The following is a 23,473-nucleotide window of genomic DNA, read 5'->3' on the forward strand; positions in this document are numbered from 1 at the left end:
CTTCGAACTCGGCGGCAACTCGCTGCTGGCCACCCAGGTGACCGCGCGGCTCGGCGCCGCGCTGGACACCCGCCTGGCGGTCCGCGATCTGTTCGAGGCGTCGACGGTGGCCGCGCTGGCCACCCAGGTCGAGCGCAACGCCGGATCCGGCAGGCAGCGGCCGAAGCTGGAGACGGGGGAGCGTCCCGCGCGGATCCCGCTGTCGCCGGCCCAGCAGCGCTACTGGTTCCTCAACCAGTTCGACACGGCCACCTCGGCCGTCGACAACATCCCGCTGGCCGTGCGGCTGTCCGGCGCGCTGGATGTGCCCGCGCTGGAACAGGCGATCGGCGATGTGTTCGGCCGGCACGAGGTGCTGCGCACGACCTACCCGCGCTCCGCCGAGGGCCCGCACCAGGTGATCCGCCCCGCGGCACAGTCCGCGGCCGCGCTCACCCCGGTCGACGTCGCCGAGGCCGATCTGCTCAACGCGGTGATCGCGTTCGCGCTCACCACCTTCGACGTCACCGTCGAGGTGCCGCTGGCGGTGGCGCTGTTCCGGATCGCGCCGGACGAGCACGTGCTCGCGTTCACCGTGCACCACGTGGCCGCCGACGGCTCCTCGATGGGCCCGCTGGCCCGCGACGTGATGGCCGCCTACGTGGCCCGCGTGCAAGGCGATGTGCCGCAGTGGGTTCCGCTGTCGGTGCAGTACGCCGACTACGCGCTGTGGCAGCGCGCGGTGCTCGGTTCCGAAGAAGACCCAGAATCCCTTGCCGCGCAGCAGGTCGCCTACTGGCAGAGCGCGCTGGCCGAGCTGCCGGATCAGCTGGAACTGCCCGCGGACCGGCCGCGCCCGCCGGCACAGTCGTTCCACGGCAAGGCGATTCGCTTCGAGATCTCCCCGGAGCGGCACGCCCGCCTGCACGAACTGGCCCGCGCCAACAACGCGTCGCTGTTCATGGTGGTGCACGCGGCGCTGGCTGTGCTGCTCTCGCGGCTGTCCGGCACCGACGACATCGCGGTCGGCACCCCGATCGCGGGTCGCGGCGAGCGTGAACTCGACGACCTGATCGGCATGTTCGTCAACACCCTGGTCTTCCGGACCAGGGTGGCGCCGGGCGACCGGTTCGCCGATCTGCTCGCCGACGTCAAGGAACGCGACCTGGAGGCGTTCGCCAACGCCGACGTGCCGTTCGAGCGCCTCGTCGAGGTGCTCAACCCGGTGCGCTCCACCGCGCGCAATCCGCTGTTCCAGGTGGGTCTGTCGTTCCAGAACCTGGCCGAGACCACCTTCGAACTGCCTGGCCTGTCGGTGAGCGCGGTCAACTTCGACTCGCAGCTGGCCAAGACCGACCTGCACGTCACGCTGTACGACCGCTACGCCGAGGACGGCACGCCGGCCGAGATCATCACCGAATTCGGTTACGCCATCGACCTGTTCGACGAGGACACGGTCCAGGGCTTCGCGGACCGCTTCGTGCGCGTGCTCGACGCCGTGGTCGCCGACGCCACCCTGCCGGTGGGCGAGATCGACCTGCTCGCCGCGGACGAGCACACGCGCATCCTGAGCACCTGGAACGACACCGCGCACGAGGTCGACCCGGCCGCGACGCTGGTGTCGCTGCTGGACGCCTCGGTCGCGGCGACGCCGGACGCGGTCGCCCTCGTCGCCGACGAGCCGACCGGCCAGCAAGAGCTGACCTACGCCGAGCTGGATTCCCGGGTGAATCGCCTGGCCCGCTACCTGATCCAGCGTGGCGTCGGCCCGGAGGACCGGGTGGCGCTGGCCATCCGCCGGTCCACCGATCTCGTGGTCGCCATGTACGCGGTCGCGAAATCCGGTGCGGCGTATGTGCCCATCGATCCGGATCAGCCGGCCGAGCGGACCGACTACATTCTGGAGACCGCGGCACCGGTCTGCGTGCTGACCACCGGCCGGGACGGATTCCGCACCGCGGCAACCGAAACCGTGCAGATCGACGCGCTCGACCTGACCGTGCTCGCGCCGAGCCCGGTGACCGCGACCGAACGCCGCGCCACGCTGGCCCCGGCGAACACCGCGTACGTGATCTTCACCTCCGGCTCGACCGGTCAGCCCAAGGGCGTCGCGGTCCCGCACGCCGCGATCGCCAACCAATTGCAGTGGGAGATCACGACCTTCGGCCTCGGCGCGGACGACGCGATCCTGCTGAAGACCGCGGCCACGTTCGACCTCTCGGTGTGGGAGTTCTGGACCGCCGCCGCTTCCGGTGGGCGCCTGGTGATCTCGGCGGCCGACGGCCATCGCGATCCGGCCTACCTCAACGAGCTGATGCGTTCGACGGGCGTCACCACGCTGCACGTGGTGCCGTCGATGCTGGACTCGCTGCTCACCGAATCGGCCGGCCGCCTGACGCATTCGCTGCGCCGAGTGCTGGCCATCGGTGAGGCGCTCCCCGCGGCGACCGCACAGCGGTTCCGCCGCGACAACGATGCCGAGCTGTTCAACCTGTACGGCCCGACCGAGGCCGCGGTGTCCATCACCAGCCACCTGGTCACCGACGCCGACGAGCTGTCGGTGTCGATCGGCGCGCCGGAATGGAACAGCCGCGTCTACGTGCTCGACGCCCGGCTGCGGCCGGTCCCGGTCGGTGTCTCCGGCGAGCTGTACCTGGCCGGTGCGCAGTTGGCGCGCGGCTACTTCGGCAAGGCCGAGCTGACCGCCGACCGGTTCGTCGCCGATCCGTTCGGCGCGGCGGGCGAGCGCATGTACCGCACCGGTGACCTGGTGGCCTGGAATGCCTCCGGTGAGCTGGATTACCGCGGCCGCACCGACTTCCAGGTGAAGATCCGCGGCTTCCGCATCGAGCTCGGCGAGATCGAGGCCGCGCTGCTGCGGCAGCCGGCGATCACCGCGGCGGCCGTGCTCGCGCACACCGATCCGAGCATCGGCGACCGGCTGGTGGCCTACGTGGTGCCGCGGGCGGGTCAGGTCGACAAGCGCGGATTGCAGGCCGCGCTCGCCGCCGAGCTGCCGTCGTACATGGTGCCGTCGGTGCTGGTGCAGCTGGATGCGTTGCCGCTCAACGCCAATGGCAAGCTGGACCGGAAGGCGTTGCCGCAGCCCACCTTCGAGAAGGCGGTGTTCCGCGCGCCGGTCACGCCGATCGAGCAGATCGTCGCGAACACCTTCGCCGACGTGCTGCGCATCTCGGATCGGGAAGGGGCGGAATCGAAGCGACTCGGCCTGGACGACGACTTCTTCGCCTGGGGCGGTAACTCGCTGCTGGCCACGCAGGTCGCGGCCCGCCTCGGCGAGGCGCTGAACACGCGGGTGCCGGTCCGGTTGATGTTCGAGGCGTCCACCGTCGCCGCGCTGGCGGTCCGGGTCGAGCAGCACGCCGACGCGGGTGGCCGCAGGGCGCTCACGGCCGGCCCACGGCCGGAACACATTCCGCTCTCGCTCGCGCAGCAGCGCATGTGGTTCCTCAACCGGTTCGACACCCAGTCGGCGGCCTACAACGTGCCGATCGCGGTGCGGCTCACCGGTGCCCTGGACGTGGCCGCGCTGCGTGCGGCGATCGCGGACCTGGTCAGCAGGCACGAGATCCTGCGCACCATCTACCCGCAGACGGACAGCGGTCCGGTGCAGGTGATCCTGCCGCCGGCCCAGGCCGTGCCGCGGCTGGAGGTGCGCGTGGTCGCGCCCGCGCAGATCGAATCCGCCGTGGTGGCGCTGACGTCGACGATGTTCGACGTCACCACCGAAGTGCCGATGAAGGTCGCGCTGTTCCAGATCGCCGGGGAAGCAACCGAATCCGCGACGCCGGACGTCGAATACGTGCTCGCCATGGTGGTGCACCACATCTCCGGTGACGGCTCGTCGGTCGGCCCGCTGACCCGCGACCTGATGATCGCCTACGCCGCGCGTTCGGCCGGCGAGGCGCCGAACTGGGCGCCGCTCGAGGTGCAGTACGCGGACTACAGCATCTGGCAGCGGGAGCTGCTTGGCAGCGAGGACGATCAGGAGTCGCTGGCGTCCAAGCAGGTCGCCTACTGGCGCGACGCGCTGGCGGAGCTGCCGGATCAGCTGGATCTGCCGTCGGATCGCCCGCGCCCCGCGGTGCAGTCCTTCGCCGGCGGCAAGGTGGAGCTGCGCATCGACGCGCAGACCCATCAGGCGCTGATCGAGCTGGCCCGCACCGAGGGCGCGACGCTGTTCATGGTTGTGCACACCGCGCTCGCGGTGCTGCTGGCCCGGCTCTCGGGCACCGACGACATCGCCATCGGCACGCCGATGGCGGGTCGTGGCGAGGCCGTGCTGGACGACCTGATCGGCATGTTCGTCAACACGCTGGTGTTCCGCACCAGGATCGATGCGGGCGAGGCGTTCACCGAACTGCTTGCGCGGCAACGCGAGACCGACATCCAGGCGTTCGCCAACGCGGACGTGCCGTTCGAGCGCCTCGTCGAGGTGCTCAACCCGGTGCGCTCGACCGCGCGGCATCCGCTGTTCCAGGTGGGTCTCTCGTTCCAGAACCTGGCGCAGGCCGGGCTGGAGCTGCCGGGCCTGACCGTGGCCGGGCTCGATATCGACACGGCGCTGTCGCAGTTCGATCTGCACCTGATCGCGACCGACCGCTACAGCGACGCCGGCGAGCCCGAGGGCATCACCGGGTTCTTCACCTACGCCACCGACATGTTCGAGCGGGATACGGTGCAGGGCTTCGTCGATCGGTTCGCGCGCTTGATCGGGGAGATCATCGCCGCGCCGCGCACTGCGGTGGGCGACATCGAACTGCTCGAGGTCGCGGAGCGTGCGCAGTTGGTCACCGGCCGTAATGCGACCGACAACGCGGTGGATTCGACCGCGACGCTGGTCTCGCTGCTCGACGCCTCGGTGGCGGCCGGGCCGAAGGAAGTCGCGCTGGTCACCGAGGACGGCGCGTCGATCACCTACGGCGATCTCGATGCCCGGGTGAATCGTCTTGCGCGGCATCTGATCTCGATCGGGGTCGGGCCGGAGTCGCGGGTGGCGCTGGCGTTCCGCCGCTCGGTCGATCTGATCGTGGCGATGTACGCGGTGGCGAAGTCCGGTGGTGCGTATGTGCCGGTGGATCCGGCGCAGGCCGCGGAGCGGACGAGCTACATCCTCGAGACGGCCGCGCCGGTGTGCGTGCTGACCAATGCCGATGCCGAGTTCGACACTGATGTCGCGCCTTTGGTGCGGATCGACGAGCTGGATCTGGCCGAGGTGGATAAGGCCGTCATCACCGATACCGATCGCGTTGCGCCGTTGCGTCCGGAGAACACGGCGTATGTGATTTTCACGTCGGGTTCGACGGGTCGTCCTAAGGGTGTTGCGGTTTCGCATGCGGCGATTGCGAATCAGTTGCAGTGGAAGGTGACCGAGTTCGGTCTCGATGCTGCTGATGCGATTCTGCTGAAGACTGCTGCGACGTTCGATCTTTCGGTGTGGGAGTTCTGGTCTGCGGCGGTGTGTGGTGGCCGTTTGGTCATTGCCGCTCCTGATGGTCATCAGGATCCGGCGTATCTGAATGAGTTGATGGCTCGCGAGTGGGTGACCACTTTGCATGTGGTGCCGTCGATGCTCGACGCGCTCACCGCCGGTGATTTCCCGAACTCGCTGTGGCGGGTGCTGGCGATCGGCGAGGCGCTGCCGGGTGCGCTGGCACAGCGGTTCGTGCGGGAGCACTCGCGGACCGAGCTGTTCAACCTCTACGGCCCGACCGAGGCCGCCGTCTCGATCACCAGCCATCGGGTGACCAGGGCGGACGAGACCTCGGTGTCCATCGGCCTGCCGGAATGGAACAGCCAGGTCTACGTGCTGGATTCGCGACTGAAGCCGGTGCCCGCCGGTGTCGCCGGTGAGCTGTACCTCGCCGGTGCGCAGCTGGCGCGTGGTTACTTCGGTCGGGCGGATTTGACCTCGGATCGGTTCGTGGCCAACCCGTTCCAGACCGGAGCGCGGATGTACCGCACCGGTGACCTGGTGGCGTGGAACGCCGCCGGTGAGCTGGAGTACCGGGGCCGCACCGACTTCCAGGTGAAGATCCGTGGCTTCCGGATCGAGCTGGGCGAGATCGAGGCCGCGCTGCTGGCGCTGCCGGAGATCGCGCAGACCGCGGTCCTCGCCAAGTCCGATCCGAAGACCGGCGATCGGCTGGTCGCGTACCTGGTGGCGTCGAACGGTGATGTCGATGTCGCACAGGTGAAGTCGGCGCTCATCGACGGCCTGCCGTCGTACATGGTGCCCGCGGCGTTCGTCGTGCTGGATGCGTTGCCGCTGAACGTGAACGGCAAGCTGGATCGAAAGGCGTTGCCGGAGCCGGAGTTCGAGGCGCAGGTGTTCCGTGCGCCGTCGACGCCGATCGAGGAGATCGTGGCCTCGGTGTTTGCCGAGGTGCTCGGTGTCGATCAGGTCGGCGTCGATGACGATTTCTTCGGTCTGGGCGGTAACTCGCTGCTGGCCACGCAGGTCGCCGCGCGGATCGGTGCCGCGCTCGACGCACGGGTGCCGGTGCGTGCCCTGTTCGAGGCGTCGACTGTTTCCGGTTTGGCCGTGAAGGTCGAACAGCACGCCGGTGCCGGCGGCCGTCGCGCCCTGGTGGCGGGCCCGCGCCCGGACCAGGTTCCGCTCTCGCTCGCGCAGCAGCGCATGTGGTTCCTCAACCAGTTCGACGTCGCCTCGGCGGTCAACAACATCCCGGTCGCCGTGCGGCTGACCGGCGATCTCGATGTCGCCGCGCTGCAAGACGCGGTCGCGGATGTCATTGCCAGGCACGAGACGCTGCGCACGGTGTACCCGGAGCAGGGGCGCGCGGCGAGCCAGGTGATCCTGACCGCCGAGCAGTCGGTGCCGGACCTGACGCCGGAAAACGTTGCCGTCGAAGACATTCAGCAGCGGATCGTGGACGTGATCGCCGCCGGGTTCGATGTGACCGCGGAGATCCCGTTGCGGGCCAAGCTGTTCCGGATCAGCGACGGCGAATACGTGCTGGTGTTCGTGGTGCATCACATCAGCGCGGACGGCTGGTCGATGGGCCCGCTGACCCGCGATGTGATGCTCGCCTACGCGGCTCGCTCGAACGGCGTGCCGCCGGGCTGGGCGCCGCTGCCGGTGCAGTACGCGGACTTCAGCCTCTGGCAGCGCGACGTGCTCGGCTCCGAGGCCGATCCGGCCAGCCTGATCTCCCAGCAGGCCGAGTACTGGCGGGCCGCGCTGGCCGGGCTGCCGGACGAGCTCAATCTGCCCGCCGACCGGACCAGGCCGACGACCCAGTCGTTCGCCGGCGGGCGCGTGGTGTTCCCGATCGACGGCGAGCTGCACCGCAAGCTCACCGAGATCGCGCGGGAACAGAACGCGACCATGTTCATGCTGGTGCATGCCGCGCTCGCGCTGTTCCTGGCGCGCATGTCCGGCACCGACGACATCGCCATCGGCACCCCGATCGCGGGTCGCGGCGAGGCCGAACTCGACGACGTGATCGGCATGTTCGTCAACACGCTGGTGCTGCGCTCGCACGTCGAGGGTGACCTCACCTTCGGCGAGCTGCTGGCCCGGACCAAGGACGCGGACCTGCAGGCGTTCGCGCATGCCGACCTGCCGTTCGAGCGGCTGGTGGAACTGCTCAACCCGGAGCGCTCGACCGCACGGCACCCGCTGTTCCAGGTGGCGCTGTCGTTCGAGAACCTGCCGGAGACCAGCTTCGAACTGCCCGGATTGCAGGTCAGCGCGGTCGATTTCGACGTCGACACGGCGAAATTCGATCTGTCGCTGACGATTCGGGAGGCGCCGGCCGCCGCCGACGCGGGCATGTACGCCGAGTTCTCCTTCGCCCGTGACCTGTTCGACGACGCCACGGTCGAGGTGTTCGCGCAGCGGTTCACCCGCCTGCTCGACGCCATCGTGACCGAGCGCGACCTGCCGATCGGCGACCTGCCGCTGCTCGACGCGGACGAGTACGAGCTGCTCACGCACGTGCACGGCGAAGACGTGATGGCCACCGGGCTGCTGCCGGATCTGTTGCAGCGCGGCGCCAAGCTGAACCCGGAGCAGATCGCGGTCCGCTACCAGGGCCGGTCGATCACCTACCGCGAGCTCGACGAGTACTCCTCGCGGCTGGCGCGGGTGCTGATCGAGCGCGGTGTCGGTCCGGAACGCATTGTGGCGCTGTCCTTCCCGCGTTCCTACGAGATGGTCGCGGCGTTCTGGGCGGTGGCGAAGGCGGGCGGCGCGCACGTGCCGGTCGACCCGACCTACCCCGAAGACCGCATGCGGCACATGATCAACGACTCCGGCGCGGTCATCGGCATCACCGCGACCGAGCACGTGGATCGCCTGCCGCGCGACGTCGAATGGCTGCGCCTGGACGATCCGGCGCTCGGCGAACTGATCGAGGCCAAGTCGCCGGACTCGGTGACGGACGCGGACCGGATCTCGTCGCTGGCCATGCGGCACCCGGTGTACGTCATCTACACGTCGGGTTCGACGGGTATGCCCAAGGGCGTCACCGTGACCCACGCGGGCATGGGTGGCCTGGTCGGTGTCGCGACCGACCTGTACCAGCTCGAGGCGCACCACCGGTTCCTGCACATCTGCTCGCCGAGCTTCGACCCGTCGGTGCTCGAATGGCTGTGTGCCGCCTACACCGGCGCGACGCTGGTGATCGTGCCGTCGACCATCATCGGCGGCCCGGATCTGGCCGAGCTGCTGCGCACCGAGCGGGTGACGCACACGATCATCACGCCCGCGGTGCTCGGCACGGTGGATCCGGCCGGCATGGAGGCGCTCGAAGTGGCGTCCGTCGGTGGCGATGTCACCACGCCGGAGCTGCTGGCCAAGTGGTACCCGGGGCGCAAGTACTTCAACGCCTACGGTCCGACCGAGACGACGATCATCTCGTCCTACGCGAGCCTGACCCCGGGACGGCACGTCACCATCGGTCTGCCGGTGCGCGGCATGTCGGCGCTGGTGCTGGACAACCGGCTCAACCCGGTGCCGCCGGGCGTCGCGGGCGAGCTGTACCTCGCCGGTGGCGCGGTGGCGCGTGGCTACCACAACCGTCCCGACCTCACCTCGGAGCGGTTCGTCGCCAACCCGTGGAGCAACGAGGGCGCGCGGATGTACCGCACCGGTGACGTGGTGCGCTGGTTCGCCGAACCGGGCGAGCGCGCGGGTAACGCCGCGGTGCCCGAGGTCCGCTGGGAGCTGGACTACGTCGGCCGCTCGGACTTCCAGGTGAAGATCCGCGGCTTCCGCATCGAGCTCGGCGAGATCGACACCGTGCTCGCGGCGCATCCGGACGTCGAGTTCGCGATCACGCTCGGCAAGCAGACCGCGGCGGGCGCCACGATCCTGGTGTCGTATGTGCTCGCGGTGCCCGGCCACGAGATCGACACGGTCCGGCTCGGCGAGCACGCCTCGCGGAGCCTGCCGCCGCACATGGTGCCGTCGGCGATCATGGTGCTCGACGAGATCCCGCTGACCCCGGTCGGCAAGCTCGATCGCAAGGCGCTGCCCGAGCCGGTGCTCGCGCCGCGCGAGTTCCGGGCGCCGGCCAGCGAGGTCGAGGCGGTCATCGCCGAGGTGTTCGCCGAGGTGCTCGGGGTCGAGCAGATCGGCCTGGACGACTCGTTCTTCGCGCTCGGCGGCGACAGCATCCTGTCCATCCAGCTGGTGTCGCGGGCCAAGGCGCGTGGTGTGGTGTTCTCCCCGCGCGACGTGTTCGAGCGGCGCAGCGTGGCCTCGCTGGCCGAGGTCGCCACGCTCGGCGCGGGCACCGAACAGGTCAAGCTGGAGGAGCTGCCGGGCGGCGGGGTCGGCGAGATTCCGCTGACGCCGATCATGACGCAGATCCTCGCGGGCGGCTCGTCCTACGAACGCTTCTCCCAGACGATGGCGCTGCGCCTGCCGGACGGTATCGACCGGGCGACGCTCGTCGGGACCATCGCGGCGGTGTTCGATCACCACGACGTGCTGCGTACTCGGTTGCGCCGCACCGACGATCAGTGGGCGTTCGAGGCGCTGGCGATCGGCGCGGTCGATGTGGATGCGCTGGTGCATCGGGTCGAGCTGGCCGCCGACGTCGACGACGCGGAGCTCAAGCGGGTCGGCAGCGCGGCGTTCGACGCCGCGCTCGGCCGCCTGGATCCGGCGAATGCCGTGATGGCGCAGTTCATCTGGTTCGCGTTCGAGGGAGAGCGGCGCGATGTGCTGCTCATCGTCGCGCACCACTTCGTGGTCGACGGTGTGTCCTGGCGCATCCTGATTCCGGACTTCGCGGTCGCGTGGTCGCAGCTGGCCGCCGGTCAGCAGGTTGCGTTGCCCGCCAACGGAACGTCGATGCGGCGCTGGGCGCACAGTTTGGTCGAGGCGGCCACCTCGGCGAAGCGGGTCGCCGAACTGCCGTTCTGGCAGCAGGTTTCGACGACGCCGGATCCGCTGCTCGGGTCGCGTCCGTTCGATCCGGCGGTGGATACCTTCGCCACGGTCGAGCGGGTCGAGGTCACGCTGCCCGCCGAGGTCACCGACGCGGTACTCACCGCGATCCCCGGCCTCTACCGCGGTGGCGTGAACGACGGACTGCTGTCCGCGCTGGCCATGGCGGTCGCGCGCTGGCGCGGCACGGGTTCGGCGGCATTGGTCAAGCTCGAGGGCCACGGTCGTGAAGAGGAAGTCGTTCCGGGCGCGGATCTTTCGCGCACGGTCGGCTGGTTCACCACGGCCTACCCGGTCCGGCTGGATCTGGGCGGCGCCGATCTGTCCGACGCGTTCGCCGGTGGCGCCGCGCTCGGCGAGATCGTGAAGTCGATCAAGGAGCAACTGCTCGCGGTACCGGACAAGGGTCTCGGTTACGGCCTGCTGCGGCACCTGAACTCGGCGACCGGTCAGCGACTGGGCGCCGCGGGGCAGATCAGCTTCAACTACCTGGGTCGCATGTCGGCCGGGGAGATCCCGGAGCAGCTCGCCGAGATCGGCTGGGTGCCGGTGTCGGACCTCGGTCAGCTCGACGGCGACATGGATCTGGACATGCCGGCCAACGCGACGATCGACATCAACGCGATCGTCACCGACGGCGCGGACGGTCCGGAGCTGGGCGCGGCGTTCGCGTTCCCGACCGGGCTGCTGACCAAGGAGCAGATGCAGGAGTTCGCCGACCACTGGGTCGCCGCGCTCACCGCGCTGGCCACGCACGCGAAGCGGCCGGACGCGGGCGGTTTCACGCCGTCGGACATGTCGCTGGTGCGGGTCGAGCAGACCGATATCGAGCTGTGGGAACGGAATTACCCGGCGCTGGCCGAGGTGTGGCCGCTCTCGCCGTTGCAGTCGGGTCTGCTGTTCCACGCGATGATGACGCAGGCGACGGTCGACGTGTACACCATGCAGGCCGTGGTCGATCTCGGCGGCACGCTGGACGTCGAGCGGTTGCGGGCGGCCGCACAGGGCATCATCGACCGCTACCCGAACCTGCGGACCGCGTTCGTCACCGACTCCGACGGGCAGGCCGTGCAGGTCGTGCTCGACCGGATCGAGGCGCCGTGGCGCGAGGTGGATCTCACCGCGCTGGCCGCGGACGAGCGGACCGCGGAACTGCGCAGGCAGGTCGCGGCCGATCAGGCCACGCACTTCGACATGGCGACGCCGCCGTTGCTGCGGTTCACCCTGTTCCGCACCGACGAGAACCAGTGGCACCTGGCCATCACCACCCACCACATCCTGTTGGACGGCTGGTCGATGCCGCTGCTCATGCGGGATCTGCTGGTGCTGTACGCGGTGCGCGGCGATCAGACCGCGCTGCCGCGGGTGGCGTCCTACCGCAACTTCCTCGGCTGGCTGGCCGGGCGGGACCGCGAGGCCTCGCTGCGGGCGTGGGCGACCGCGCTCGACGGGGTCAGCGAACCGACTCAGCTCGCGCCGCAACCGCGTTCGGCCGAGCAGTACGAGATCGGCAAGCTGGTCACCGAGCTCGACACCGACCGCACGCGCCAGCTCACCAAGCACGCCGCCGAATTGGGCGTCACGGTGAACACGCTGGTGCAGGCAGCTTGGGGCATCCTGCTCGGACGGCTCACCGGGCGCGGCGATGTCGTGTTCGGCGCGACCGTCTCCGGCCGGCCGGCCGAACTGCCGGGCGTGGAGTCGATGGTCGGCTTGTTCATCAACACGCTGCCGGTGCGGTTGCGCATCGACGACCGCCAGACCATCGGCAAGCTGCTGGAGCGGTTGCAGCACGATCAGGCCGATCTGCTCGAGCATCACTACGTGGGGCTCACCGACATCCAGCGGGTGGCGGGCACCGGATCGCTGTTCGACACGCTGCTGGTGTTCGAGTCGTATCCGATGGACAAGGAGGCCATTTCGGCCGCCAGCTCCATCGACGGTATGTCGGTGACCGGTGTCGGCGTCAACGACGCCACGCACTACCCGCTGACGCTGCTGGTGACCGCCGAGGCGACCATCGAGCTGACGCTCAAGTACCTGGGCAGCCGGTTCTCCGCGGACGAGGTGGAGATCATGTCCGCGCGGTTGATCCGGGTGCTGGAGGCGTTGCTCGGCGATCCGGACGGCCTGGTCGGCGATATCGACATCCTCGATGCCGGTGAGCGGGCCCGCCTGCTCGTCGAATCCGGGATCACCGCAAGCACTTCCGCGCCGGAACCGGCCGGTCGGGTCGGCGCGCACACGGTCGCGAAGGTGCTCGCCGAGGTGGTCGAGGAGGATCCGGAGGCGCCCGCGCTGCTCGCCGACGGGGACGAAATCGCCTACCACGTCCTGGATCGACGCTCCTCGCAGCTGGCTCGGGTGCTCATCGATCGGGGTGCGGGGCCGGGCGACATCGTCGCGCTGGCGCTGCCGCGTTCGCTGGACGCGGTCGTCGCGGCCTGGGCGGTGCAGAAGGCCGGTGCGGCACTGTTGTTCGCCGGCGATCTCACCGCCGACGACCTGGCCGGCGCCGGAGCCACCTTCGGCATCGGCTCGAAGTCGGTGCCGGACAGCCCGATTCGCTGGCTCGTCCCGGCCGACATGCAGGCCGACCTGGTCGCGGCGCCGTCGCACCCGGTCTCCTACGCGGACCGGGTCCGCCCGCTCGGCGAAGACCACCCGGCCTTCGTCGTCCCGACCGGCGACGGCGTCCTCGCGATCACTCAGACCGAGGCGCTGGCCCGGGCCGAGCACGTCCGCGAGGAGTACGGCATCGACTACGAGTCGACCACGTACACCACCGCCCCCTCCGGCCGCGCCGCGATGCTCGAGTTCCTGGCCTCCGCCACCGCGGGCGCCCTCTCGGTCCTCCCGACCGGCGAGATCGCCAACGACCTCACCGACGGCGAGGTCACCCACTGGTTCGTCACCCCGAACGAGGCGACGGACGCGGCGGATGCCGAGGTCAAGATCGTGATCGCGGAGTAGGCCTGCCAACAGTCGGCCGCCGGTGAAGTGCACAATCAAGTGCGCTTCACCGGCGGTTCGTCATTGATCCCGGATCGCTACGGGGTCGCCCTTTCGGCTGGTACGAGGGTGAGGGCGACGATCAGGAGGAAGGCCAGGAGGGCGCAGGCGGTGCGGGCGAAATGGAATGTCTCCCAGCGGCTGAGGATCTCGGCGTAGTCGGAGGGTGGGGCGGTTATGGCCCACTGTTTGATGTGCTGGTTGATCGGGACGTTGCCTAGGCGGGTGATGAGGAACGAGGCGATGGCGAGTCCTGCTGCGGTTCCGGCGAACCAGCGGTCGCGGGCGGTCGTGCGGAACGCCAGGACCAGGCAGCTGAGGATGGTGAGGCCCATGAGGGACTGCATGACCAGGCCGTTTACCGACATCAGGGCGGTGTGGAAGGTGAAGCGGACGTCGAGGGGGACCTTGCGGAACGCGTAGACGACGTTGACGGCGCCGTAGCCGAAGGCGCCGGCCAGCAGGCCGCCGAAGCAGAGGGCGGATGCTCTTGCGAGGGCGGGCTTTTCGGTTGTGGTCAAGGGCGTGGCTCCGAAGCGGTTGCCAGGGTGAGGAGTTCGTCGACCGACCATTGGTCGTAGAGGTGGACGCCGTGTTTGGACGCGAGGACGCGGCCGTCGGGGGCGATGAGGAAATCGGCGGGGAGGCCTAGCCGCCCGCCTTCGGGATTTGCTGGGGGAGTTGGTTGTTGCCTGCGGAGGGCGGCGGTGGCGGCGTGAGTTACGCCGCAGAGGATGGCGGGCCAGCCGCGGGGGTCCAGGAGGGCTCGTGGGGCGGATTCGACGCCGAATTCTCGGTAGAGCTTGCGGGTGGGGTCGGCGATCAGGTCGAGCGGGATGTCTTCGGTGTAGGTGCGTAGTTCCGTTGCGCTGGAATGGAATACGACTACCTCGCGAATGTCGGCGGCGGCGATCTCGGATCGGCGGGCGACGATCGAGCGCAGGTGCAGGTTGCAGACGGGGCAGCCGGCGAAGCGGCGGAATTGCAGGTGGATCAGGCAATCCGGGTCGGGGATGGGCACGGGTGTGCCGGAGATGGTGGTCAGTACCCGGTCGGACACGGACGTCGGCAATGGCATGAGCGATTCCTTTCGTAGGCGTACCTCGTACGCCTACGTTCAGTATGCGCGTAGCTTGTACGCTGTCAAGCCATGCCACGTCCTCGTTCGCTGACGAAATCCGATCTCGGCGTCGCCGCGCTCGCGGTGATCGACCGCGACGGCCTGCCCGCGCTCACCATGCGGGCGGTGGCCAAAGAACTGCACATGGCCACGATGGCGCTGTACCGCTACGTCGCCGATCGGGAGGAGCTGGAAGTCCTGGTCGTCGACGAGGTGCTGGCGGGGATCGACGTATCGACCCCCGCCGACGCGCATTGGCGAGATCGGCTGGCCATCCTGCTCGAGCGGATGCGGGCGGCCATCTCCGCGCACCCCGCGACGGTGCCGTTGGTGCCTCGGCACCGGAAGTCGGCGATCGGCACGCGGCGCTGGATGGAGGCGATGCTGTCGGTGCTCGACGCGGGGGGCTTCGCCGGGCCCGATCGAGTGATCGCTCAGCGCACGCTGGTCGCGTTCCTGCTCGGGTCCTTGGAGAACCAGCATTACGCGTCGATCAACGCGCCCGCGACCACGGCCATCGCGCAACTCTCGCCCGAGGAGTATCCGATGCTGACGCAGACCGCGGCGCAAGCCCGGAAGATGTCGGTCGACGAAGAGTTCCGCGGTGGTCTGCGAATTGTGTTGCGGGGGTTGGAATCCTAGTCGGGCGACAATGGTGAGAGCCGTTGCGCTATGTGGTGCAACGGCTCTCGGGTCTGCGCTTAGTTGAACAGGGCGGCGACGTCGACGGTTTCGCCCATGGCGCGGTGGCCCGCGTCGTTGAGGTGCATGCCATCACCGCTGTCGAAGTCGGGGCGGATGAAGCCGGGGCGGGCGGGGTCTTCGACGGCGCGGGCCACATCGAAGACCGAGTCGAAAATGTCAGTGCTGCGCAGCCATTCGTTCACTTCGTTGCGGGTCTGCTGGGTTTCCTCGAGCGGCATGCCGGGGTAGATGCAGCCGGCGTAGGGACCGATGGTGGCGGCGTGGATGGTCAGGTTCGCCTCGTGGGCGCGGCGGGCGATCTCGGTGAAGCCGGCGATCAGCTGATCGGTGGTGGCGGGCGGTTCGCCGGACATGCCGCCGAGGATCAGGTCGTTGATGCCGAAGTTGATCAGGACGGTGCTGACCCCGGGGACGCTGAGGACGTCGCGGTCGAACCGTTCCAGGCCGGGCACGCCGATTTCATTGGTGAGCAGGCGATTTCCGCCGATGCCCTGGTTCACCACCCAGCCGTGGTCGAGCCTGCTGTTGATGACGTCCACGGAACGGAGGTTCGCGCTCACGGTCGAGCCGACGCCTTCGAACCACGAGTCGCCGAGTGCGACAGCGATATCGGCGCCCGCCGGGGCGAGCACGTCCACGCCGGTGACATAGAAGCGCACTGGAACCTCATCGGCGACTGCGAGATCCGCTGATGAGACGACGTTTCCGGCTGCGACATAGGCGATTTCGCTCGGCTGGTGCGAGAGGGTCGCGAGACCGGTCGGCTCGGGCAGGTAGAGGCTCAGCGCCAGATCGGTGCCCTTGGTCACCGCCAACTCGACCGGATCGCTGACCACCGCGCCGCCGGCCGGGATGGTGATCTGCTCCGCGCCGTCGAACCGCAGCGCGAGATCGGTCTCCGGGATGATCTCGCTGCCGGACTTGCGCAGCGCGACCCGGGCGCCGCCGATGACCAGCGGGGTCCGGCCGTAGCGGTTGGTCAGGTGGATCCGGACCTGTTCGCCGCCGCCGGCCAGGTGCAGCACCTGGCGCACGGTCTGGTCGGCGAACGCCTGCGACTCGGTGAGCTTGACCTGCTCGTACGGGCTGATGACCGCGGAACGGAAACCGGCGACCCAGGCGGTGGTGTCAGACATCTAAAGCTCCAGTAGTTGTCATGCGGAATAATGCGGTGGCATATTTCTACAACGAGGTATTCCCCATGTCAACTATCCCCGTGGCAAGTACTTCGGGTAGGTTGGAGCCATGGATGCGACCGAACTGTTCGACGACCCCCGGCTGACCACGATGGGTCTGCTGTTCGAGGCGTACGAAGGAGTGGTCACCAAGCTGGAGCCGGTGTGGAAGTCGCACGGCCTTTCCGGCTTGGACCTGAATGCGCTGATGCGCCTGAGTCGTTCGCCGAACCGGCGGCTGCGCATGACTGATCTGGCCGCGCAGACGACGCTGTCCACCAGCGGCGTCACCCGGCTGGTCGATCGGCTGGCGCGGGCGGGGCTGGTCGAGCGTGAACTCGATCCGGGTGATCGGCGCAGTGCCTATGCGGTGCTGACCGATCCGGGGGCGGCGCGGCTCGAGGAGGTGCTGCCCGACTATCTGGACGCGGTCGAGCGGTGGTTCACCGGGTTGCTGACGCCCGCGCAGCTCGACGGGATGATCGCCGCGCTACGGATTATTCGAGACGTCACCAATCCGCACGCTACGGTGGGTATCGACCGATCGGCCAAGGTCTGACCTTCGGTCGGATTCGAGGAGCCGTTCCAGCCCGTCCAGGATCAGATCCAGGCCGAAGTCGAAATCGGCTATGCCCGTGTGCTTTCCGTCGATCACCAACTGTGACAGCGCGTTCATGTACGGAAACCGATCCGCCGGAATGAGCGGCAGGAACTGCATTGCGGCGGAGGCGTATTCGTCCGGCTGTAGTGGAAAGTTGACCTGCTGCAAGGTGAATCCGTAGATGTGACTGTCCATCGCGTTCCACGCGCGGTCGGCGAGCTGATAGGAGAAGCCCGCGGCGTGCAGGCAGCCGACGGTGGCGTCGAGGTAGCGCAGCATGGCGGGTCCGACATTGAGCCGCGAACCGATCAGGCCCGTCGCCCACGGATGACGCAGTAGCGCCGCGTGCGCGGCCCTCGCCCGGGCGCGCATGGCCGCCTTCCAGTCCCCGCCGATCTCCGGCACGCCCATCTCGGCGACCACCAGGTCGGCGATGCCGTCGAGCAGGTCGTCCTTGTTCTTGACGTGGTTATACAGCGACATCGCCTCGACGCCCAGCGTCTGTGCCAGCTTGCGCATGGACAACGCCGCGAGCCCATGCGCATCGGCGAGCTGAATGGCGGTGCGGAGCACTTTGTCCCGGCTGAGCGGCGCACGCTGGGCGCCGTCGGCGGATGTCTTGGGCATGGGCCCCTCTCTTGACGTACTTACGGTGTAAGCGTACCGTCCGAGTGGAGAGACTTACGCTGTAAGTACACGTTTTCAGGCGAGGAAATCCCATGTCCGAGGCCAAGAGCCCGCAATCGACGGTCGATGTCCGCACGATGACGGCGGTGATCGCGCCGCGCTACGGCACCGGCTCGGTGCTCCGGACCGAGGTGGTGGACCGGCCCAATCCGCGGCCCGGTGAGGTCCTGGTGCGGGTGCGGGCCGCAGCGGTCTGCCAGGGCGATGCCCATCTGCTCACCGGAACGCCCTACCTGCTGCGGCTCGGCTTCGGCCTGCGGCGGCCCAAGGACCCCATCATCGGGCACGACCTGGCCGGCGAGGTGGTCGCGGTCGGACGCGAGGTGACCGGATTCCGGCGCGGTGACGAGGTTTTCGGCTCGGTGAATTCGGGCGCCTTCGCGGAGTACGTCTGCGTGGCGGAGCAGCGACTCGCGCTCGTGCCGACCGGCCTGTCCATCGAAGAGGCGGCGGCGCTGCCTGATTCGGGCATGACCGCGCTTCAGGGGTTGCGTGATGCCGGCCAGTTGCGGGCCGGGCAGCGTGTGCTCGTCAACGGTGCGTCGGGTGGCGTCGGCACCGCCGCGATCCAGCTCGCCAAAGCGCTCGGCGCGGAAGTCACGGCCGTGTGCAGCACCCGCCATATCGAGTTGCTGCGCGCACTCGGCGCGGATCACGTAATCGACTACACCACCGATGATTTCACCGCGGGCGAGCAACGCTACGACGTGCTGCTCGATCTGATCGGCAACCGGTCCCTGCGGGACTCCCGGCGGATTCTCACGGCGAAGGGAGTCTTCGTCTCCTCGGCCGGTGCCCCCGGCGGCAACTGGGCGGGACCGGTTGTCTGGATGGGAAAGGTCTTGCTGGCCAATCTGTTCGTCAGCCAGAAGATCGGCGTGCTGCTCATGCGTCCGCAACGCGCCGATCTGGAGTTCCTGGCCGGCCTGGCCGCGGACGGCAGGTTCCGGCCGCTGATCGAGAAGCGGTATCCCCTGGCCGAGGCGGCAACCGCCGTGCAGCACATCATCGACGGACACGCGCAGGGCAAGACGGTGCTCGTCGGCTGAGCTAGTCGACCGATGCGGTGAGCCGCACGGTCAGCTCGCGAATGTGCGCGATGAGTTCCGGCGGTTCGTGCACCCGGAACGGAAAGCCGAAAGTGGCTAGATAGACGGCTAATTCGTCGAGCGAGTCCGAACCCGTTCGCAGCACGCAGCTTTCGTCGTCCACCGCCTCGATGGCGCCGATGGTCGGCGCGACGCGATCGGCGGCGACTTCGGCGGAGACACCGAGGGTGACGCGGGCGGCGTAGCGATATGGCGAACTCGCCACGCCCCGGGAGAGATATCCGGACAGATCGACGTCGGGCGCTTCGCGCGGGGTGAAGCGGGGGCCGGTCGGGATGCGGGGTTGCAGGCGGTCGCAGCGATAGGTGCGCCAGTCGGCGCGGTCGACGTCCCAGCCGATCAGGTACCAGCGACGGCCGATGTGCGCCAGGCGATGCGGCTCGGTGGTGCGCAAAGAGGTTGTGCCGTCATGACTTCGGTAGTCGAACCGGAGGCGGTGACTGTCCCGGATCGCGCCCGCGATCGCGGTGAGCGTATCGGGATCGACGGTCGCTCCGCCGGCCCGAACCGTGACCGTGACCGATTGCAGCAGGCCGACCCGATGGCGCAGCCGCGACGGCAGCACCTGCTCGAGCTTGGTGAGCGCGCGCAGCGAACTGTCCTCGATCCCGGTGATGGTGCCGCCCGCCGCGGTGCGCAGGCCGATCGCCACCGCCACCGCCTCGTCGTCGTCCAGCAGCAGGGGCGGCAGCTTCGCGCCCGCGCCGAGCCGATAGCCAGCGACGCCGGGTGTGGCATCCACCGGATAACCGAGGTTGCGCAGCTTGTCGATGTCGCGGCGCACCGTGCGTACGTCGACCTCGAGGCGCTCGGCCAGGTCGGTGCCGGTCCAGTCGCGGGGAGTCTGCAACAGCGAGAGCAGCCGCAGCAGTCGTCCGGAGGTTTCCAACATGGATTTCAGTCTGCCGTAAACCTAGGGCGGAAGCTGTCCTAGGTCGGTCATATCGTAGTTTTCATGACCAACGAGATCACCGAATTCCGCATCGACATCCCGCAGCAGCAGCTCGATGACCTGCGCACTCGCCTCGATGGCGCGCGCTGGCCCGCACCGCTGCCCGGCGACGGCTGGGACATCGGCGTGCCGACCGCCTGGCTGCGCGAGCTGGTCGACTACTGGCGCACCGAATACGACTGGCGGGCGGCCGAGGCGCAGCTCAACGCCTACCCGCAGTACACGACCGAGATCGACGGGCAGAACATCCACTTCCTGCATGTGCGCTCGCCCGAAGCGGACGCGCTGCCGCTGGTGCTCACCCACGGCTGGCCCGGATCGGTGGTCGAGTTCCTCGACGTGATCGGGCCGCTGACCGATCCGCGGGCGCACGACGGGGATCCCAAAGACGCGTTCCACCTGGTGATTCCGTCGCTGCCCGGATTCGGCTTCTCCGGGCCGGTCACGGAATCGGGGTGGGGGATCGACCGAACCGCGCAGGCCTGGGCCGAACTCATGCGCAGGCTCGGGTACGAGCGCTACGGCGTGCAGGGCGGCGACATCGGCGCCGGTGTGAGCCCGGAGGTCGCCCGGGTCGCGCCGGGAAGCGTTGTGGGCGTACATGTCAACGGCGGACCCGGTCCGATGCCGCAGCTGCCGCTGTCCGACGCGGAACTGGCGAGTCTGAACGACGTCGAGCGTGATCGGGTGCGCCGGATCGAGGCGTTCATGCAGGAGGAGTTCGGCTACATCGCGATTCAGTCCACGCGCCCGCAGACGCTGGCCTACGGGTTGGTGGATTCGCCGGTGGGACAGCTGGCCTGGATCATGGACAAGTTCCGGGAGTGGACCCATCCGCGAAACATCAACCCGGACAAGATCATTGACCGGGACCGGCTGCTGACCAACGTGATGCTGTATTGGCTCACCGGAACGGCGGGCTCGGCGGCGTATGTCGGCTATGCGCATTCCGGTGCGTGGGGTGCGCCGAAGGCGAACTCCGGAGTGCCCACCGCGGCACTGATTCTCGCCCATGATGTCGGCATCCGGCGCTACTCGGAACCCGCGAACACCATCACCCGATGGACCGAGGCCGACCACGGTGGTCACTTCGCCGCACTGGAGGCGCCGGAGCTGCTGACCACCGACGTCCGCGAGTTCTTCCGCGACCTGCGCTGAAAACCCAAGTCTGTGGGCCTGTTCCGGCATGTCGTCTGCGGAACAGGCCCACAATCAGGGGAGCGGACCGTCGGCGAGGTGTAGCCCATGGACAAACCCAGACCCTTCACCCAGGAACACCGGGAACAGTTCTGGCGGCGCTGCGGGTGGTCACCCGAACTCCCGGAGGCCGAGCGCGCGGCGATCGAACGCCAGTGGGACGACGACGCGATCGATCTGGCGGAACTTTTCGGCTGGTGAAATCGGGGCTTGCCGTGGCCCGATCTGTGGCGCACCATCAGGTCGGGAGGAACGAGCATGACCACATCGGGGTTACCGAGCCACCGGGACCGCACGATGGTTTCGTCGCGGGTGGATCCGGTCCTGAACTATTTCGGCAAGTGCCCGCTGTGCGGGTATCCCGCCCACGCGTCGACGATCACCGCGCACTTCGACGACGACGAGGTCGAGCAACTGGTCGTCGCCACCTGCGGGTTGCCGTGTGGGTGGAGCGGACCCGTCGTGCCGACGACGATGACCTGAGCACGACTAGCCGGTCGACAGTTCACCGGCCAGCCGCCACGAGTCGCGTTCGGCGGCGAAGGCGGCCGCCTGGGTGGTGCGGAAGTCGGTGATGGACTCGTCGTTGTCGGCGAGGAACCGGCGGTAGTCGGCGAGCCGGAATTCGCCGTCCTCCGCCTGCACCTGGACGTTGCCCGCGGCGAAATCGGCGCGCAGGTCGAGCAATTCGTCCGCCTCGACCGGGTACCAGCGGATCCGGTCGAAATAGCGCAGTAGCCAAGGGGTTTCCGCGCCCGACGGATGCCGGTCCGCGCCGGGGCGACCGGCCGGCGGACCGGCGTGATGGTTCCACACCTGGGTGGTGCGGCCGACGAACTGATAGCCGCCGGGGCCCTCCATGCCGTAGATGCACAGGTAGGCGCCGCCGATGCCGACCGCGTTCTGCGGGGTCCAAGTGCGGGCGGGGTTGTACTTGGTGGTGACCAGGCGGTGGCGCGGATCGGTCGGGGTGGCGACGGGCGCGCCGAGGTACACGTCGCCCAGGCCGAGGACGAGATATTCGGCGCCGAAGACGGTGTCGTAAACGTCTGCCACCGTAGCCAATCCGTTCATCCGGCGGATGAATTCGATGTTCCACGGGCACCAGGGAGCGTCGGCGCGGACGCCGTGCATGTAGCGGGTGATGGCCTCGCGGGTGGACGGGTCGTCCCAGGACAGCGGCAGGTGCACGGTGCGGCTCGGGACGACGAGCTGGTCGGCGGCGGGCAGGTGCTGCTCGGCTTCGGCCAGCAGATCGAGCAGGGTGAGTACGGGCAGGATGTGCGGGTCGACCCGGATCTGGAGGGAGCGGATGCCGGGGGTCAGCTCGGTCACGCCGCGCACACCCGCGGTCAGCAGGTGTTGATGCAGGGCGTGCACGCGGGCGCGCAGGGCGAGATCCAGTGTCATGCTGCCATATTCGACGAGGACGGCGTCGTCGCCCGCGCGGCGATAGGTGACGCCGGTTTCGTCGTCGACCTCGGTGCGTCGCAGGATGCCGTCGTCACCGTCGCCGCCGGAGGACAGCACGATCGGCCAGTTGGCCCGGCGCGCGGTGCCGAGGTCGCGTAACGAAGCGGCGCGTTCGCTGCGGATCGGCACGAAACGTACTGCGTCGCCTGGGGATAGCTGCCCGAGCTTCCAGCGGTCGGCGGCGACCACGGTGACCGGGCAGACGAAGCCGCCGAGGCTGGGGCCGTCGGGGCCGAGCAGGATCGGGGTGTCGCCGGTGAAGTCCAGTGCGCCAACCGAATACGGGGTGTCGTGGATGTTGGACGGGTGCAGTCCCGCCTCGCCGCCGTCGGTACGGGCCCACTCGGGTTTCGGCCCGATCAGCCGGACGCCGGTGCGGTCGGAGTTGAAATGCACCTCGTAATCGGTGCCGAGGATGGTGTCGAAGTCGGCGCGGGTGAAGAATTCCGGTGCGCCGTGCGGACCTTCGGTCACCGCCAGTTCCCAGCGCTTGGACAGCACCGGCTGGTCATCCATCGGGACGGCGGTCGCGACGGGGCCGCGGTGTGGTCCGAGCGTCAATGTCTCGCCGACGCGCAGGGCGTTGCCCTCGCTGCCGCCGAATCGGCCCAGCGTGAATGTTGCTGTGCTGCCGAGGTATTCGGGCAACTGAATGCCGCCCGCGAGCAGCACGTAGCAGCGCATACCCGGCCCGCGCACCGCGCCGACGTCGAGTACGCCGCCCGCGGGCACCTGGATGGTTCGCCACTGTTCCGCGGGAACACCGTTCACCGAGACGTCGGCCGGTGCGCCGGTGACGCATACCCAGGTCGGGGCCGAAAACATCAGCGCCGGACCGCCGAGCGTGCATTCCAGTCCGGCCGCGCCCTCGGCATTGCCGAGCACCCGATTGCCGAGCCGGAACGACAGGTCGTCCATCGGTCCGGACGGCGGTACGCCCACGTGCCAGTACCCGGTCCGTCCGGGCCAATCCTGCACTGTCGTCAGCATTCCGGGCCGGACGACCTCGACGACAGGAT

Annotated in this window: 13 protein-coding genes; 7 read left to right on the forward strand and 6 right to left on the reverse strand. The window is 68.8% G+C overall.

The genetic code is table 11. From position 1 onward, the window contains the following. Positions 1 to 13,396: non-ribosomal peptide synthetase (locus tag F3087_RS11850; RefSeq protein ID WP_150401976.1), on the forward strand; the 13,396-nt coding region annotated here is incomplete at its 5' end. Between the two features lie 77 nt (positions 13,397 to 13,473). Here the strand turns inward: F3087_RS11850 and F3087_RS11855 are convergent. Both F3087_RS11855 and F3087_RS11860 read right to left on the reverse strand, forming a co-directional pair. After that, entirely contained in the window at positions 13,474 to 13,956 is a 483-nt protein-coding gene (locus tag F3087_RS11855; RefSeq protein WP_223885029.1) for a DUF1772 domain-containing protein, read from the reverse strand. Then, positions 13,953 to 14,513 carry a peroxiredoxin-like family protein gene (locus F3087_RS11860; protein WP_150401978.1) on the reverse strand — a complete coding sequence of 187 codons (561 nt, stop codon included), beginning with the start codon at positions 14,511 to 14,513 and terminating at the stop codon, positions 13,953 to 13,955. Before F3087_RS11860 ends, F3087_RS11855 begins: the two co-directional genes overlap by 4 nt. Before the next feature lie 72 nt (positions 14,514 to 14,585). On the opposite strand from F3087_RS11860, the gene F3087_RS11865 reads away from it, so the two are divergent. Next, entirely contained in the window at positions 14,586 to 15,197 is a 612-nt protein-coding gene (locus F3087_RS11865; RefSeq protein ID WP_150401979.1) for a TetR/AcrR family transcriptional regulator, read from the forward strand. 59 nt (positions 15,198 to 15,256) lie between these two features. Here F3087_RS11865 and F3087_RS11870 read toward each other — a convergent pair whose 3' ends face one another. After that, positions 15,257 to 16,396 carry a GDSL-type esterase/lipase family protein gene (locus tag F3087_RS11870; protein WP_150401980.1) on the reverse strand — a complete coding sequence of 380 codons (1,140 nt, stop codon included), beginning with the start codon at positions 16,394 to 16,396 and terminating at the stop codon, positions 15,257 to 15,259. Between the two features lie 109 nt (positions 16,397 to 16,505). Between F3087_RS11870 and F3087_RS11875 the strand changes: the two genes are divergently transcribed. Further along, positions 16,506 to 16,994, forward strand: a complete 489-nt coding sequence (locus F3087_RS11875) for a MarR family winged helix-turn-helix transcriptional regulator (RefSeq protein ID WP_150401981.1) — start codon at positions 16,506 to 16,508, stop codon at positions 16,992 to 16,994. On the opposite strand, the gene F3087_RS11880 is transcribed toward F3087_RS11875, so the two are convergent. After that, positions 16,926 to 17,663 (reverse strand): TetR/AcrR family transcriptional regulator C-terminal domain-containing protein, encoded by a 738-nt coding sequence (locus F3087_RS11880; protein ID WP_150401982.1) that lies wholly within the window; start codon positions 17,661 to 17,663, stop codon positions 16,926 to 16,928. The two genes, F3087_RS11875 and F3087_RS11880, sit on opposite strands and share 69 nt — an antisense overlap. Before the next feature lie 92 nt (positions 17,664 to 17,755). On the opposite strand from F3087_RS11880, the gene F3087_RS11885 reads away from it, so the two are divergent. Beyond that, on the forward strand, positions 17,756 to 18,772 hold the full coding sequence (locus tag F3087_RS11885) for an NAD(P)-dependent alcohol dehydrogenase (RefSeq protein WP_150401983.1): 1,017 nt from the start codon (positions 17,756 to 17,758) through the stop codon (positions 18,770 to 18,772). Between the two features lies 1 nt (position 18,773). Here the strand turns inward: F3087_RS11885 and F3087_RS11890 are convergent, their stop codons facing one another. Then, a complete protein-coding gene (locus tag F3087_RS11890) occupies positions 18,774 to 19,724 on the reverse strand; it encodes a helix-turn-helix transcriptional regulator (protein ID WP_150401984.1) in 951 nt (316 codons plus the stop codon). A 63-nt stretch (positions 19,725 to 19,787) separates the two neighbouring features. On the opposite strand from F3087_RS11890, the gene F3087_RS11895 reads away from it, so the two are divergent. From F3087_RS11895 to F3087_RS11900, 3 genes are all read left to right on the forward strand, one after another. Continuing rightward, positions 19,788 to 20,942: an epoxide hydrolase family protein gene (locus F3087_RS11895; RefSeq protein WP_150401985.1), complete on the forward strand. Its 1,155-nt coding sequence runs from the start codon at positions 19,788 to 19,790 to the stop codon at positions 20,940 to 20,942. A gap of 87 nt (positions 20,943 to 21,029) precedes the next feature. Next, the gene (locus F3087_RS45900; RefSeq protein WP_191093923.1) at positions 21,030 to 21,182 is read left to right on the forward strand and encodes a hypothetical protein; all 153 of its coding nucleotides are present in this window, start codon (positions 21,030 to 21,032) and stop codon (positions 21,180 to 21,182) included. A gap of 57 nt (positions 21,183 to 21,239) precedes the next feature. Beyond that, on the forward strand, positions 21,240 to 21,464 hold the full coding sequence (locus tag F3087_RS11900) for a hypothetical protein (protein ID WP_150401986.1): 225 nt from the start codon (positions 21,240 to 21,242) through the stop codon (positions 21,462 to 21,464). A gap of 6 nt (positions 21,465 to 21,470) precedes the next feature. Here F3087_RS11900 and F3087_RS11905 read toward each other — a convergent pair whose 3' ends face one another. Continuing rightward, positions 21,471 to 23,444 (reverse strand): 5-oxoprolinase/urea amidolyase family protein, encoded by a 1,974-nt coding sequence (locus F3087_RS11905; protein WP_396897558.1) that lies wholly within the window; start codon positions 23,442 to 23,444, stop codon positions 21,471 to 21,473. Positions 23,445 to 23,473: the final 29 nt, after the last annotated feature.

Origin of the sequence: Nocardia colli (assembly GCF_008704205.1) — a bacterium.
Classification (GTDB): domain Bacteria; phylum Actinomycetota; class Actinomycetes; order Mycobacteriales; family Mycobacteriaceae; genus Nocardia; species Nocardia colli.

Bases quoted from the DNA above. Each gene is read 5' to 3' on its own strand.
- F3087_RS11860 (WP_150401978.1), bottom strand. From the start codon at position 14,513: ATGCCATTGCCGACGTCCGTGTCCGACCGGGTACTGACCACCATCTCC.
- F3087_RS11865 (WP_150401979.1), top strand. From the start codon at position 14,586: ATGCCACGTCCTCGTTCGCTGACGAAATCCGATCTCGGCGTCGCCGCG.
- F3087_RS11870 (WP_150401980.1), bottom strand. From the start codon at position 16,396: ATGTCTGACACCACCGCCTGGGTCGCCGGTTTCCGTTCCGCGGTCATC.
- F3087_RS11875 (WP_150401981.1), top strand. From the start codon at position 16,506: ATGGATGCGACCGAACTGTTCGACGACCCCCGGCTGACCACGATGGGT.
- F3087_RS11880 (WP_150401982.1), bottom strand. From the start codon at position 17,663: ATGCCCAAGACATCCGCCGACGGCGCCCAGCGTGCGCCGCTCAGCCGG.
- F3087_RS11885 (WP_150401983.1), top strand. From the start codon at position 17,756: ATGTCCGAGGCCAAGAGCCCGCAATCGACGGTCGATGTCCGCACGATG.
- F3087_RS11890 (WP_150401984.1), bottom strand. From the start codon at position 19,724: ATGTTGGAAACCTCCGGACGACTGCTGCGGCTGCTCTCGCTGTTGCAG.
- F3087_RS11895 (WP_150401985.1), top strand. From the start codon at position 19,788: ATGACCAACGAGATCACCGAATTCCGCATCGACATCCCGCAGCAGCAG.
- F3087_RS45900 (WP_191093923.1), top strand. From the start codon at position 21,030: ATGGACAAACCCAGACCCTTCACCCAGGAACACCGGGAACAGTTCTGG.
- F3087_RS11900 (WP_150401986.1), top strand. From the start codon at position 21,240: ATGACCACATCGGGGTTACCGAGCCACCGGGACCGCACGATGGTTTCG.
- F3087_RS11905 (WP_396897558.1), bottom strand. From the start codon at position 23,444: ATGCTGACGACAGTGCAGGATTGGCCCGGACGGACCGGGTACTGGCAC.